Annotated in this window: 15 protein-coding genes; 4 read left to right on the top strand and 11 right to left on the bottom strand. The window is 55.5% G+C overall.

Annotated elements, in window-relative coordinates; genetic code table 11:
* Positions 1–73: 73 nt before the first annotated feature.
* Positions 74–388 carry a cold shock domain-containing protein gene (locus tag ACN0V1_RS06900; RefSeq protein WP_417544293.1) on the bottom strand — a complete coding sequence of 105 codons (315 nt, stop codon included), beginning with the start codon at positions 386–388 and terminating at the stop codon, positions 74–76.
* Between the two features lie 336 nt (positions 389–724).
* Between ACN0V1_RS06900 and clpS the strand changes: the two genes are divergently transcribed.
* Together clpS and clpA are read left to right on the top strand one after the other, a co-directional pair.
* A complete protein-coding gene (clpS, locus tag ACN0V1_RS06895) occupies positions 725–1,084 on the top strand; it encodes an ATP-dependent Clp protease adapter ClpS (protein WP_144777205.1) in 360 nt (119 codons plus the stop codon).
* A gap of 18 nt (positions 1,085–1,102) precedes the next feature.
* Positions 1,103–3,373, top strand: a complete 2,271-nt coding sequence (gene clpA, locus ACN0V1_RS06890) for an ATP-dependent Clp protease ATP-binding subunit ClpA (RefSeq protein ID WP_417544292.1) — start codon at positions 1,103–1,105, stop codon at positions 3,371–3,373.
* Positions 3,374–3,462: 89 nt separating this feature from the next.
* Here the strand turns inward: clpA and infA are convergent, their stop codons facing one another.
* The 9 genes from infA to ACN0V1_RS06845 form a co-directional block, all read right to left on the bottom strand.
* On the bottom strand, positions 3,463–3,681 hold the full coding sequence (gene infA / locus ACN0V1_RS06885) for a translation initiation factor IF-1 (protein WP_071263575.1): 219 nt from the start codon (positions 3,679–3,681) through the stop codon (positions 3,463–3,465).
* A 152-nt stretch (positions 3,682–3,833) separates the two neighbouring features.
* Positions 3,834–4,547, bottom strand: coding sequence for an arginyltransferase (locus ACN0V1_RS06880; protein ID WP_417544291.1), 714 nt, complete (start codon positions 4,545–4,547; stop codon positions 3,834–3,836).
* Positions 4,548–5,261, bottom strand: coding sequence for a leucyl/phenylalanyl-tRNA--protein transferase (gene aat, locus ACN0V1_RS06875; protein ID WP_417544290.1), 714 nt, complete (start codon positions 5,259–5,261; stop codon positions 4,548–4,550). It lies immediately after the preceding gene.
* Positions 5,262–5,445: 184 nt separating this feature from the next.
* Positions 5,446–6,399, bottom strand: a complete 954-nt coding sequence (gene trxB / locus ACN0V1_RS06870) for a thioredoxin-disulfide reductase (protein WP_417544289.1) — start codon at positions 6,397–6,399, stop codon at positions 5,446–5,448.
* Between the two features lie 132 nt (positions 6,400–6,531).
* Entirely contained in the window at positions 6,532–7,443 is a 912-nt protein-coding gene (locus ACN0V1_RS06865) for an AAA family ATPase (protein ID WP_417544288.1), read from the bottom strand.
* Between the two features lie 7 nt (positions 7,444–7,450).
* A complete protein-coding gene (locus tag ACN0V1_RS06860) occupies positions 7,451–8,386 on the bottom strand; it encodes a carbon-nitrogen hydrolase (RefSeq protein ID WP_417544287.1) in 936 nt (311 codons plus the stop codon).
* Complete coding sequence (locus ACN0V1_RS06855; RefSeq protein WP_417544286.1) at positions 8,383–9,435, bottom strand: agmatine deiminase family protein; 1,053 nt, start codon at positions 9,433–9,435, stop codon at positions 8,383–8,385. The genes ACN0V1_RS06860 and ACN0V1_RS06855 overlap by 4 nt, the downstream gene beginning before the upstream one ends.
* A gap of 110 nt (positions 9,436–9,545) precedes the next feature.
* Positions 9,546–9,848 carry a hypothetical protein gene (locus ACN0V1_RS06850; protein ID WP_417544285.1) on the bottom strand — a complete coding sequence of 101 codons (303 nt, stop codon included), beginning with the start codon at positions 9,846–9,848 and terminating at the stop codon, positions 9,546–9,548.
* Positions 9,849–9,952: 104 nt separating this feature from the next.
* Positions 9,953–10,540, bottom strand: coding sequence for a PilZ domain-containing protein (locus tag ACN0V1_RS06845; RefSeq protein ID WP_417544284.1), 588 nt, complete (start codon positions 10,538–10,540; stop codon positions 9,953–9,955).
* A gap of 121 nt (positions 10,541–10,661) precedes the next feature.
* On the opposite strand from ACN0V1_RS06845, the gene ACN0V1_RS06840 reads away from it, so the two are divergent.
* The gene (locus ACN0V1_RS06840) at positions 10,662–11,903 is read left to right on the top strand and encodes a lipoprotein-releasing ABC transporter permease subunit (protein ID WP_417544283.1); all 1,242 of its coding nucleotides are present in this window, start codon (positions 10,662–10,664) and stop codon (positions 11,901–11,903) included.
* Positions 11,896–12,606 carry an ABC transporter ATP-binding protein gene (locus ACN0V1_RS06835; protein ID WP_417544282.1) on the top strand — a complete coding sequence of 237 codons (711 nt, stop codon included), beginning with the start codon at positions 11,896–11,898 and terminating at the stop codon, positions 12,604–12,606. Before ACN0V1_RS06840 ends, ACN0V1_RS06835 begins: the two co-directional genes overlap by 8 nt.
* Here the strand turns inward: ACN0V1_RS06835 and ACN0V1_RS06830 are convergent.
* Complete coding sequence (locus ACN0V1_RS06830; RefSeq protein ID WP_417544281.1) at positions 12,594–13,142, bottom strand: DUF2062 domain-containing protein; 549 nt, start codon at positions 13,140–13,142, stop codon at positions 12,594–12,596. The two genes, ACN0V1_RS06835 and ACN0V1_RS06830, sit on opposite strands and share 13 nt — an antisense overlap.
* Position 13,143: the final 1 nt, after the last annotated feature.

Raw genomic sequence — 13,143 nt, 5'->3', positions numbered from 1 at the left:
AGCGGACAGACCCCACCGGTTTTATCCGGCAGGAGCGTTCAGAAAATGGGGCAGCCTGCCTGGCAGGTGCGCCTTAGCCGTTCGCCGCGTGAGGAGAGGAGCCGCCGTCTGCCTCAGTGGTTCCGTCAGTCTGTTCCGGAGATTCTGGCGTGTCCGCCTCGGTTTGAGCCTGCTTGCCCGAGTGCTCATCAGGTATGATGTTTACGGCATGCACACCCTTGTCGCTGGGCTTCTTGTCGAAATTGACCGCCTGACCTGCTTTCAGTGTTTTGTAGCCGTCCATCTGGACAGATGAAAAGTGGGCAAACAGGTCGTCACTGCAGCCATCTTCTATGATGAAACCGTACCCTTTGGCATTGTTGAACCACTTTACTTTGCCTCTTGGCATGATGAACTCCCTTGTTCTTTTGCTGTCACTTGTTGTAGTTCAGTTGATCGTTTTATTTTTGTTCAACGCGCTGACCGTTTTAGACGGCGCGTATCTGTCGGTTCCTGTTACATGAAACACTCATGTGTTTACATTATTTTACAGTGTAGCTTAACTGTCGGCGAAACCCGGGGTCGAGTCAATAGCTTCTATTGCGGTAATGTGTGGTTGAACGCAGTCCGGAAGCGGTATCATGTTCGTACTGATAAATAACTCACGCCCGGGCCTGCGTCTGACTTGAAAACCCGGGTCCAGACAACCACATTGATGAAAGGCACCGATAACCGGTAAAGAATGATGCGGACTATCGAAAATTCTCTACTAGTATTAAACCAGGGGGAGGATGAACAGCCGGGGCGTCACGACGACCTCAGCGTTGCTCCCGAAAAGCCTGCACTGAAGCGTCCAGCTCAATATAAGGTGATGCTTCTGAACGACGATTACACGCCCATGGACTTTGTTGTGGATGTGCTGATGACATTCTTCGGAATGAATGAAGAAAAGGCGACACAGGTGATGCTGCTCGTCCATACGCAAGGAAAGGCTGTATGCGGGGTTTATACCCGGGACATCGCGGAAACAAAGGCGGCACAGGTGAATCAGTATTCCTCTGAATGCGAACACCCGCTCCTTTGCGAGATTGAATGTGCAGACTGATAGATGTTGGGGTGGCCCATGCTGAGCAAAGATCTTGAAATTACGCTGAATACGGCTTTCAAAAGTGCTCGCGACAAGCGTCATGAGTTCATGACGGTTGAGCATTTGTTGCTGGCCCTGTTGGATAATGAGTCGGCGGTGGGTGTTCTCAAAGCCTGTGGTGCAGACCTCAAGCAACTTCATGACGAGTTGATGGAGTTTGTGGACTCTACCACGCCATTGATTCCAAGTAGCGACGATGAGCGCGAGACCCAGCCAACGCTCGGTTTTCAGAGAGTGCTGCAGCGCGCCGTCTTTCACGTGCAATCCTCCGGGAAGAAAGAGGTTACTGGCGCTAATGTGCTGGTTGCCATTTTCAGCGAGCAGGAAAGCCAGGCTGTTTACGTGCTCAAGAAACAGAGTGTTGCACGGATTGATGTCGTCAACTTCGTATCCCATGGAATCTCCCGGGTTCCGGGAACGGAAGACCAGGACGGCCACGAGCAGATTTCACACGATGAATCAGGGGAAGAGGGCGGTCAGTCCAAGCCTCTGGAGACATACGCAACCAACCTGAATGAACAGGCTCGTCAGGGTCGCATCGACCCTTTGATCGGCCGTGAGCACGAGGTTGAACGAGTGGTGCAGATTCTCGTGCGCCGTCGCAAGAATAACCCCCTGCTGGTCGGTGAAGCCGGTGTGGGTAAAACAGCTATTGCAGAAGGGCTGGCCAAGCGCATTGTTGATGGTCAGGTGCCTGATATCATATCCGATGGCGTGGTTTACTCGCTTGATCTTGGCGCTTTGCTTGCCGGAACCAAATACCGCGGTGACTTCGAGAAACGCCTCAAGGGGTTGCTTGCTGAGCTGAAAAAAGAAAAGCACGCGATTCTGTTCATTGACGAGATCCATACCATTATCGGTGCAGGATCTGCGTCTGGTGGGGTGATGGATGCCTCGAACCTCCTCAAGCCTATGCTCAGTTCAGGCGAGATCCGTTGCATTGGTTCCACTACCTATCAGGAATTCCGGGGTATCTTCGAGAAAGATAGCGCGCTGGCCCGTCGTTTCCAGAAGATTGATGTGAACGAGCCCAGTGTTGAGGATACGTACCAGATACTCAAAGGACTGAAGCCGAACTTTGAAAAGCACCACGATCTGAAATACACAGACAGGGCGTTACGAGTAGCTGCCGAGCTGGCAGATCGTTACATCACGGACCGCCATCTGCCGGACAAGGCCATTGACGTGATCGATGAAGCAGGCGCAAGGCAGCGCCTGATGCCTGAGGACAAACGCCTGAAAACAGTGGATGTTCCCGAGATCGAAGAAGTGGTTGCCAAGATTGCCCGTATTCCGCCGAAGAACGTGTCCACCAGCGACAAGGATCTGCTGCGCAATCTGGAGCGGGATCTCAAGATGGTGGTATTCGGACAGGACCCGGCGATTGAATCCCTGGCAATGGCAATCAAACTGGCCCGTGCCGGTTTGAAAGCGCCGGAGAAGCCGGAAGGTTCTTTCCTGTTTGCCGGGCCCACGGGCGTAGGTAAAACAGAGGTGACCAAGCAGTTGGCGAAGGCGCTCGGTGTGGAATTGGTCCGGTTCGATATGTCTGAGTACATGGAGCGTCACACGGTTTCCCGGTTGATTGGTGCCCCTCCGGGGTATGTTGGTTATGACCAGGGCGGCTTGTTAACAGAATCCGTTAACAAACATCCGCACTGTGTTCTGTTGCTGGATGAAATCGAGAAGGCGCACCCGGAAGTCTTCAACCTGCTTCTGCAGGTGATGGATCACGGTACCCTGACTGATAACAACGGGCGCAAGGCTGACTTCCGCCACGTTATTCTTGTGATGACGACCAACGCCGGAGCCGAAAGTATGGCTCGTCGCTCGATGGGCTTCAGTGAGCAGGATCACAGCAGTGATGGCATGGAGATTATCAGTAAGACCTTCACACCGGAGTTCCGCAACCGCCTGGATAGCATTATCCAGTTTGGTGACTTGAAGAAGGAGACCATCACCCATGTGGTGGACAAGTTCCTGACTGAGTTGCAGGCACAGCTGGATGAAAAGCATGTGGTGTTGCATGTGGATGATGCCGCGAAGCTGTGGCTGGCGGACAAGGGCTATGATGTGACGATGGGCGCCCGCCCGATGTCGCGCCTGATTCAGGACACGATCAAGCGCCCGCTTGCTGAGCAGATTCTGTTTGGCCGGTTAGCAGAGAAGGGTGGGGATGTGTTCATCCATCTCAAGGATGACGAGCTTGTATTCGAGTATGAGGATGAGCCTGCGGAAGCCGTCTAGGTCGGCTGCCCGGCCGTCGTAAAAACCGCCCACAAAAAAACCGCTGCATGGATGCAGCGGTTTTTTACTTTCTGGAAGTCGCTGTTGTCTCAGCGGGCGCGGTACACAATCCGGCCTTTGCTCAGATCGTAAGGCGTCAACTCAACCTTGACCTTGTCGCCGGTCAGGATGCGGATATAGTTTTTACGCATCTTGCCAGAGATGTGAGCAGTAACAACGTGCCCGTTGCTCAGCTCAACCCGGAACATGGTGTTTGGAAGAGTATCAAGAATAACGCCTTCCATTTCAATAGCATCTGTCTTCGCCATTCAGTAAAAACCTCTGTTGGGAATACTTTCCGTAATTTTAAATTGCGCAATTCTGCCTGATTTGTAAGCGTTTGGCAAAGTGAGTTCGTCAGTTGCCCGTGAAAAAGGCGCTGAACCTCTTCCTGTCAGGCCTTTTTAACCGAAAGCTGGCGTTATACGGCATCTATCACCCGCCATTGCCCAGCCTGCAGAGCCTCGATAGGCTTGAAGCGGGTTTTATAGTTCATTTTGCGGCACTGTTTTATCCAATAGCCCAGATACAGGTGGGGCAGGCTGCGCCGGCGGACCTCCTCTATTTGCCAGAGAACGGCGAAGGTGCCCAGGCTACGGTGTTCAAACGCTGGATCGAACACGGTGTATATGGCTGAAAGCCCTTCATCCAGAACATCCACAGCGGCCAGCGCCACCAGTTCCCCGTTGATGCGCATCTCCAGAAACCAGGCGTCCGTAGCGCCTTCCACAAGAAATGAGGTGAACTGTTCCCGCGAGGGTGGGTACATGTCACCGTCCTTATGTCTCAGCTCTACATAGTTGGCGTAAAGCCGGTAATAGCTTTCGCTGAACGCTGCAGGCACCAGCGTACACTCCAGATCGCAGTTCTTTTTCAAGATCCGGCGCTGGCTGCGGTCCGGGCGGAAGTCGTTTACGTTCAGCCGTACCGGGATGCAAGCGTTGCATGCTTCACAATGGGGCCGGTAATAATGGGATCCGCTACGCCGGAAACCCAGCGAGGTCAGTTGGCTGTAGAGCTTTTTGTCGATATGGGCACGAGGGTCGACAAACATGGTTGTTGCTTCACGATCGTCCAGGTAACTGCAGTCATGGGCAGGCGTTGCAAAGAACACCAGGGTTCTCAGACTACTCATTCATGCCTCCGGCCCGCGCCATTGCCAATGGAATGTCCAGTCGGGCTGATCCGGTTTTTGGTCTGCGTATGTACCGATTATAGATAAAAACTCACTTCTGGGTAGGGCGCGCGCGCCCATGGTGAGAAGGTGGTCGCTTTCTACCTGGCAGTCCATTATGCGGTAGCCCCAGTGTTGAAGCTGGTGGGCAAGATGAACCATGAGTACTTTCGACGCGTTGGTTTCAAGGGAAAACATGGATTCGCCGAAGAAGCACTGCCCTATGGCAACCCCATACATGCCGCCGGCCAGTTCGCCGTTCCTGTTCCACACTTCGATGGAGTGAGCTACGCCCCGGCGGTGCAGTTCCGAGTAACTGGCGATCATGTCGTCGGTTATCCAGGTGCCTTCGCTACGGGTGGAGGCGCACAGGCGGATGATGCGGCCGAAGGCTTGATCAGCGGTGACATGGAAGCGGCGTTGGTTCAGCGTTCGGCGCAGACTGCGGGATATGTGGATGTCTTCGGGGAAGAGCACACAGCGAGGGTCTGGAGACCACCAGAGTATGGGCTGGTCGTCGCTGTACCAGGGAAATATGCCGCTGCGGTAGGCGAGGATGAGGCGCTCTGTGGAGAGGTCTCCGCCCAGTGCGAGTAGGCCATCGGGGTCGTCGAGGGCTTCTTCGGCTGGGGGGAACCACAGTTGGTCAGGGTCTAGCCAGGGTAGTGAGGTCATCCTGTTCTTCGTCTATCACTCAGTTCGCGTGCTTGAGAGTGTCAGCCGGAGGGCGGGCCGTTCTGAAACACGCTGCGGATACGTCCTTGTACGCTTGGCTACGCCATCCATGGCTTCGCACAGTTTCAGAACGACCCGCCCTCCGGCTTCGTCAGGCTCTTGTGTTGCCTGCTTTCAGTCAGCCTTAATTCTGTTGATCCAGAAACTTTTCAGCATCCAGTGCAGCCATGCAACCGAAGCCTGCGGAGGTCACGGCTTGGCGGTAAACGTGGTCGGCTACGTCGCCGGCGGCGAATACGCCCGGTATGCTGCTCTGGGTGGCCATGCCTTCCAGGCCAGAGCGGATTTTGATGTAGCCGCTTTCCATGTCTAATTGATTTTCGAACAAGCCGGTGTTGGGCTTGTGCCCGATGGCGATGAAGACGCCGGCCAGGTCGAGATCCTGTTTGGAGTCGTTTTTCATGCTTCTTATGCGCATGCCGGTTACGCCGGTGCCGTCGCCCAGGACTTCGTCGAGGGTGTGATCCCAAACGATATTGATGTTGCCGTTTTCGGCTTTTTCGAAGAGTTTGTCCTGCAGGATTTTCTCTGCGCGCAGGCTGTCACGACGGTGAACCAGAGTGACTTCTGCAGCGATGTTGGAGAGGTACAGGGCTTCTTCGACAGCGGTGTTGCCGCCACCGATGACGGCGACTTTCTGTTTTTTGTAGAAGAAGCCGTCGCAAGTGGCGCAGGCGGATACACCCTGGCCTTTGAAGCGTTCTTCGGACTCCAGGCCAAGGTACATGGCGGAGGCACCGGTGGCGATGATGAGGGCGTCGCAGGTGTATTCGCCGCTGTCGCCTTTTAGGCGGAAAGGGCGGCTTTGCAGGTCGGCTTCGTTAATGGTGTCGTAAACGATGCTGGTCTCGAAACGCTCGGCGTGTTTGAGCATGCGCTGCATGAGCTCGGGGCCCTGAACACCGTCGTTGTCTCCGGGCCAGTTGTCTACGTCGGTGGTGGTAGTGAGCTGGCCGCCGACTTCAATGCCGGTGATCAGGGTCGGGTTGAGGTTGGCCCGGGCTGCGTAGACAGCGGCGGTGTATCCGGCGGGGCCGGAGCCGAGGATGATCAGCCGGGAATGTTTGGTTTCGCTCATGGATATCTCTCACTAAATTTGGAACGTGTCAGGCTCTTTCAGAGCAGGTGTAACGAGGAAGATGAAAAGGCTATCACGAAAGCAGCAGGCTGCCATTTGTTTTGGCCAATTCCGTTGATAAAGCTTGGCTATTCATTGCAGCACGGAAACGGTGGTCAGCAGTTGCCGCACGCGCTCGGTGCTTTTTCCGGATTCGCCTTGTTCAAGGCGGTGTTCGGCTACGGACGGGAAGACGGCCTGGATATCATCGGGCAGCACGTGGTGGCGACCTTCCATCAGGGCCCAGGCTTTTGAAGCCCTGAGTAATCCGAGCCCGGCTCTCGGTGACAAACCGTAGAGCAATCCCGGCATGCGGCGACTCTGTTCCAGCAGGCGCTGGATATAATCGAGAAGTGCCGGGCTTGCAGCCACGCGGGTTACTTCATCCTGGAGTTTTTTCAGATCTGCTTCTGAGAGCAGAGTGCCGAGTCGTTCCGTCATTACCCGGCGGTCTTCGCCTTCCAGCAGTTCACGCTCGGCTCTGGAATCGGGATAGCCGAGCCGTATGCGCATCAGGAAACGGTCGAGCTGGGATTCCGGCAAGGGATAGGTGCCGCCTTGTTCAGTTGGATTCTGCGTTGCGATTACAAAGAACGGGTTTGGCAGCGGGCGGGTTTCGCCTTCAATGGATACCTGGCGCTCTTCCATGGCTTCAAGCAGCGCACTTTGTGTTCGCGGGGAGGCGCGGTTTATTTCATCCGCCAATACAACCTGGGCAAAAATAGGGCCTTGGTGGAATACCAGGCTTCCGGCCTGCTTGTCATACATGGAGTAGCCCAGTACATCGGCAGGCAGCAGGTCATTGGTGAACTGGATACGTTGGTAACTGAGGCCCATGATTTTGGCCAGTGCATGAGACAGAGTAGTTTTGCCCATGCCGGGGATGTCTTCAATCAGCAGGTGGCCACTGGCTAGCAGGCCGCACAGGGCCAAGCGAACCTGGCGTTCTTTGCCAAGCAGAATCTGATTCAGTTCGGTAACAACGGTGTCCACCAGGTTTTTCATGCGGGATTCAGTCCCTCACTCGTTTGAGAATATCGCCATAGGCGTCGATGCGTCGGTCTCTGAAATACGGCCAGATGCGGCGAATCGATTCACTGCGATGGCGATCGAGGGTAACACTCAGGATGCATTCGGTGCTGTCGTCAGCCCGGGCGAGAAATTCACCCTGAGGGCCGCAGATAAAGCTGTTACCCCAGAAGCGGATGCCATCGGAGTTTCCGGAAGGGTCCGGTTCCGTGCCTACCCGGTTAGGCGCAACCACCGGGAGGTTGTTGGCGACTGCGTGACCGCGCTGAACGGTGACCCAGGCTTCGAGCTGTCGCGCCTGTTCTTCAGGATCATCGGTAATGTCCCAGCCGATGGCGGTGGGATAGATCAGTATCTCGGCGCCGGCCAGCGCCATCAGACGTGCCGCTTCCGGGTACCATTGATCCCAGCATACGAGTACGCCGAGTTTACCTACTGAGGTTTCTATGGGTGAGAACCCGTTGCGGCCATCGTTGAACTGAGCATCACCGGGTGTGAAATAGAACTTCTCATAGAATCCCGGGTCGTCCGGAATGTGCATTTTCCGATATAGACCAGCAATGGAGCCGTCGTTTTCGATAACCACGGCGGTGTTGTGATAAACCCCGTTCATGCGACGCTCGAAAATGGAGCCAACTATAACGACTTCGAGCTCCCGGGCGAGGTCAGAGAGCCTCTCGCTGGTTGGGCCGGGGATTGGCTCAGCCAGGTCGAATATGCGGGTGTCTTCGGTCTGGCAAAAATACTGGGTCGCGTGAAGCTCCTGCAAAATGATCAGTTGAGCTCCGCCTGCGGCCGCTTCGCGAACCAGCATTTCGGTGGTGGCCAGGCTGGCGGCCTTGTCCTCACTACAAGCTTGCTGAATGGCAGCGACTGAAAGCTGGGCGGAAAGCGGATGTTTGCCTGGATTCTGGCTCATAAAGTGACTACTCCCTCCGGAATCTGCATGGTGACACAGTGCAAGCTGCCATGCTGCTTCACCAGCGCCCGGCAATTGATGGGAATGATCTCCCGGTCGGAGAAAATCTGGCTGATTATATTGATAGCTTCTTCATCCTGACGCACACCATAAACCGGCAACAGAACAGCGCCATTGATGATCAGAAAATTGGCATAGGTCGCAGGGAGGCGCTCGCCTTCATCGCCGAATACAGGGTCGGGCCACGGCAGGGCGGTCAGCTTGTATGGCGTGCCGTCGCGCTGGCGGAATTCCTGAAGGTCTTCTTCCATGGCGGCCAGTGCACTGTAGTGCTCATCAGCCACATCGGGGCAGACCACATAGCAGATGTGGTCTGGGGCGCAGAAGCGGGCCAGCGTATCTATGTGACTGTCGGTGTCGTCCCCCGCCAGATAACCGTGATTGAGCCAGAGAATCCGGTCTGCCCCCAGCATTTCAGACAGCAACTGTTCAATGGTACCGCGATCCATAGAGGCATTGCGTGAAGGTGTCAGAAGACATTCGCTGGTGGCCAGCAGGGTACCTTCGCCGTCTGATTCAATGGAGCCGCCTTCCAGAACAAAGTCCACAGCCCGCATTGGTGTGGCGTCGAATACCCCGGAATTGGCGAGATGGCGGTTTAGCGCATCGTCTTTTTCGCAGGGGAACTTACCGCCCCAGGCGTTGAAGCGAAAATCAAGCAGGGTGGGGCCATCATTCGTAATCACGGTTATCGGGCCGTGATCACGAGCCCAAGTATCGTTTGAAGGCGCCGGCACGGCACGCACGCGTCCCGGCAGGCGTTGCTGGTCGGCCCAGGTGTTGAGCTCGCGTTCCAGATCCTGCAGCCGAACGGCGTGCTCGCAGCTGATAACCAGATGTTCAAAGCGGAGAACTGAACGGGCAATTTCAAGGAATACCGGTTCTACCTCATCAAGAACCCCTGCCCAGTCGGTACCCGGGTGGGGCCAGGTAAGCACAACGGCGCTTTGGGGTGCCCACTCAGCGGGCAACACGCGTAGGGATGTCACTTTACAGCCACCTTGAAATTGCAAAAGCCGCCATTCCAAACAAAAGGCGGCATGTCATCAGGATGTGGGCCCGGAACTGGCGGGCGGGAAGAACACTGTGCCTGAAAATCTCAGCGTTGAGGTGTCAACACTGAGTGTATGACACGGTCGTTTTCGAAATAGACCACAAAGTTGCCGTAGTTCCACTGGCTGATTGGGGGTTGTCCAACAGGGCCTTCAACGGAAGCTGGCTGGCCCCATGAGGCCCGCACCGAAGCCTGTGTTGTTCCGGTCCGGGGAACGTTTTGCTGGCCTCTGTCAGCCTGGCTACCCACGGGTACACGGAGTTCTTCGGCAAACGCGCCGGAAACCGGGGCCAGAGTCAGAAACATTGCCGTTACCAAGGTGCCGGTCAGGGCTCGCTTTATTGTCATCGATGGTTCTCCACTAATACTGGGGTCTCCGGCAAGCGCTCCGGGGACATGGATAAAACGTAATATCCGAGAATTACAGGCAAAAGTCACATGTTTTCGCCAGTCTACTCTTTTTGCCGCTGGCGAATCTGCCATCGCATCACATGTCTGGCTATTTGCTGGCGGTCGCTATCATGAATCCGTATAAAACCGGTATGAACCCTTGCCCTGCCTGTTTCATCAGCTTGAATGTCCAGTACCTCTGCAACGGCGCGAGGCCGGGAAAGTTCGGGTGGCAGCGTCATGCGAACGGCAAGCCTGTCACCAGTCTGCCACGCTTGTGGGCTCGCGCAAAACGCCAGCCCCCCCTCGCTCAGGGTTACGTCCTGCCAGTCCTCAGGTTGCAAGGGATTTTGCTGAAAGGCCATAATGCGCGCAAGCGTATCCAGCTTGCCATTGAGGGACTTTACCAGCCCTGTTAGCAGGCGATCCTGATCCGCAAGGCTGGCAAGCTGGGATTTGATGTCCTGATCAAGGCGTCTGAACTCGGCCTCCAGGTTTTCGAGATGGTCGTCACCAAAGGGGTTCTCGTCGAACCCGGCTGAAGGGGTCAGTTTATGGACTTCCAGGCCAACCCGGTCCTCAATGCGGAAAAATTCCCGACGCTCAAGCGTATAATCTGTCGAATCGGGCAGCGTGTCTCGGGTTTGCATTCAGGGCTCCGGAAATCAGAATTTAGCCAGTATCAAAAGTTTAGCAGTTTCCCGCCGTGCTGAAAGGCCGTTGGGAATTCCAGACCACGACCGACCCGAAGGTAGCGACAGGCACCTCTTCATGTTCAAACCCTTATCGTTTTATATCGGCTTGCGCTACACCGCAGCCAAACGGCGTAACCACTTTATCTCATTCATCTCGCTCACATCCATGATCGGGTTGATGCTCGGTGTTGCCGTGCTGATCATCGTGCTGTCCGTGATGAATGGGTTCGATCGCGAACTCAAGCAGCGAATTCTCGGCATGGTTCCCCACGCCATCATTCAAGGCAGCGGGCCTTTGGATGACTGGGAGTCGATAGATGCCCAGGTGCAGCAGCACCCAAGGGTGCTTGCCGCAGCACCTTTTATTCAGGGCCAGGGCATGGTCACCGGAGGTGGTGAGGTGCGCGGAGTGATGCTCAATGGTGTTTTGCCGGAGGAGGAGCGTACGGTTTCAATCATTGAAAACCACATGATCGAAGGCAAACTGGACGACCTGGTGTCGGGTGAGTTCGGGATCATCGTAGGTCGCACTATGGCTGCCAGCCTGCGTTTACAGTTGGGCGACAAGGTGACCGTGGTGCTGCCGGAAGCCACCGTAACGCCCGCCGGGGTTTTGCCACGGCTCAAACGCTTTACGGTGAAGGGTATTTTCAGTGTTGGCGCCGAACTGGACGGCAATTACACCCTCATTCACATGGATGATGCCGCCAAGCTGATGCGAACCGGCGGTAAGGCTCAAGGAGTGCGACTGCTGGTTGATGACCTGTTTGCTGCGCCCAAGGTGGCTGAAGAGGCGGCCAAAGGGCTTACTGGTCGTTATTATATTTCGGACTGGACCCGAACCCACGGCAACCTGTTCCAGGCCATCCGCATGGAGAAGACCATGATTGGCCTGCTGCTGATGTTCATTGTGGCGGTCGCGGCGTTCAATATTGTGTCCACGCTGGTCATGGTGGTGACGGACAAGACAGGAGACATCGCAATCCTGCGCACCATGGGGGCAACGCCGGGGCGCATTATGAGGATATTCGTTGTTCAGGGTGCGGTTATCGGTGTGTTCGGCACACTTATTGGTACAACGCTCGGTGTTCTTGGGGCTCTCAATATCAGTGCATTTATTTCGTGGCTGGAAGGTGCGCTCGGGCATCAGTTCCTGAGTGCCGACGTGTACTTTATCAGCTATCTGCCCTCCCAGCTGCAATGGCAGGATGTGGCGGTGATCAGCGGCGCGGGCCTTGCCATGAGCCTGTTGGCAACCATATACCCGGCGTGGAGAGCGTCGCGGGTGGATCCTGCGGAGGCTCTGCGTTATGAATGAGGAAAGTGGTGCCATGAAGGATGTCTCCCTGGTAATCGACTGCCGTCAGGTAACTCGGACCTACACTCAGGGTCCGGAAAAGCTGACCATCTTTTCTGATATCTCGCTGGAGGTCACGGCAGGTGAAACTGTGGCAATTGTGGGAAGTAGTGGTGCGGGTAAAACCACCCTGCTGAATCTCCTTGGCGGGCTGGATAAGCCGTCGTCCGGGGAGATCTCGATATGTGGCAAGCACATTCATCGTTTATCCGAGGCCGGGCGGGCGCGCTTTCGCAATCGTCACCTGGGTTTTGTTTACCAGTTTCATCACCTGTTGCCGGAATTCACCGCGCTTGAGAATGTCATGATGCCCTGTGCTCTTGGTGGGGTGGGCATAAGCGAAGCGCGCTCGCGGGCGCAATCCATTTTGCAAAGGGTAGGCCTCGCTGAACGTCTGGGGCACAAACCTGGAGAGCTTTCCGGCGGCGAGCGCCAGCGTGTTGCGATTGCCCGCGCGTTGGTAAATGAGCCTGACTGCGTGTTGATGGATGAGCCCACGGGCAACCTTGATGAGCACACGGGCGAAGGCGTGCGCAATCTCATTGAGTCTCTGCGGGATCAATTCGGGATTGCGTTTGTTATGGTCACCCACGATATGAAGATGGCCAGGAGTCTCGGGCGAGTGCTGAGGCTGGAGCAGGGCAGGTTGGTTCAGGAGGCCTGATCGCGGGATGCGCGCCGGAGCTCTTTTCGGGTGCGGCGGCGCAGTTGCCAGTCCGTGCGAATTTTCCGGCGCCAGATAAACTGTATGACCAGATAAGCCAGGCACGCCGAAATGGTGGCGACGATGAGGGAGCCGAGATATAGCGGAATGCCGATGTCCAGCAAGCGCTCACTGATCCAGGACCATGAGAGCTGGGGGTGGAAGCTCAAAACCGGCCGATTGAGTATCCAGGCGCCTACCTTGTAATTGAAATAGAACATGGGAGGCATGGTAATCGGGTTACTGATCCACACCAGTACCACCGATAACGGCAGGTTGGCATTGAACCAGATAGCGAAGAATGCTGAGGCCAGCATCTGGAACGGCATGGGTATAAGGCAGAAAAATACACCAATCAGAAACGCTCGGGCGACACTGTGACGGTTGATATGCCAGAGGTTGGGTTCATGCAGGATATCGCCAAGAAAGCCAAGCGATTGCATCGCTTGTACCTTCTCTGGAGATGGCAGATATCGCTTGATGAACTTCTTTGGCATT

Origin of the sequence: Marinobacter sp., from assembly GCF_048266785.1 — a bacterium.
In the GTDB taxonomy this organism is placed as follows: domain Bacteria; phylum Pseudomonadota; class Gammaproteobacteria; order Pseudomonadales; family Oleiphilaceae; genus Marinobacter.
This window is presented reverse-complemented; position numbering and strand designations above follow the sequence as displayed.

Excerpts from the sequence above, each read along its gene's own strand:
- ACN0V1_RS06900 (WP_417544293.1), bottom strand. The coding sequence starts at position 388 with ATGCCAAGAGGCAAAGTAAAGTGGTTCAACAATGCCAAAGGGTACGGT.
- clpS (WP_144777205.1), top strand. The coding sequence starts at position 725 with ATGCGGACTATCGAAAATTCTCTACTAGTATTAAACCAGGGGGAGGAT.
- clpA (WP_417544292.1), top strand. The coding sequence starts at position 1,103 with ATGCTGAGCAAAGATCTTGAAATTACGCTGAATACGGCTTTCAAAAGT.
- infA (WP_071263575.1), bottom strand. The coding sequence starts at position 3,681 with ATGGCGAAGACAGATGCTATTGAAATGGAAGGCGTTATTCTTGATACT.
- ACN0V1_RS06880 (WP_417544291.1), bottom strand. The coding sequence starts at position 4,547 with ATGAGTAGTCTGAGAACCCTGGTGTTCTTTGCAACGCCTGCCCATGAC.
- aat (WP_417544290.1), bottom strand. The coding sequence starts at position 5,261 with ATGACCTCACTACCCTGGCTAGACCCTGACCAACTGTGGTTCCCCCCA.
- trxB (WP_417544289.1), bottom strand. The coding sequence starts at position 6,399 with ATGAGCGAAACCAAACATTCCCGGCTGATCATCCTCGGCTCCGGCCCC.
- ACN0V1_RS06865 (WP_417544288.1), bottom strand. The coding sequence starts at position 7,443 with ATGAAAAACCTGGTGGACACCGTTGTTACCGAACTGAATCAGATTCTG.
- ACN0V1_RS06860 (WP_417544287.1), bottom strand. The coding sequence starts at position 8,386 with ATGAGCCAGAATCCAGGCAAACATCCGCTTTCCGCCCAGCTTTCAGTC.
- ACN0V1_RS06850 (WP_417544285.1), bottom strand. The coding sequence starts at position 9,848 with ATGACAATAAAGCGAGCCCTGACCGGCACCTTGGTAACGGCAATGTTT.
- ACN0V1_RS06845 (WP_417544284.1), bottom strand. The coding sequence starts at position 10,540 with ATGCAAACCCGAGACACGCTGCCCGATTCGACAGATTATACGCTTGAG.
- ACN0V1_RS06840 (WP_417544283.1), top strand. The coding sequence starts at position 10,662 with ATGTTCAAACCCTTATCGTTTTATATCGGCTTGCGCTACACCGCAGCC.
- ACN0V1_RS06835 (WP_417544282.1), top strand. The coding sequence starts at position 11,896 with ATGAATGAGGAAAGTGGTGCCATGAAGGATGTCTCCCTGGTAATCGAC.
- ACN0V1_RS06830 (WP_417544281.1), bottom strand. The coding sequence starts at position 13,142 with ATGCCAAAGAAGTTCATCAAGCGATATCTGCCATCTCCAGAGAAGGTA.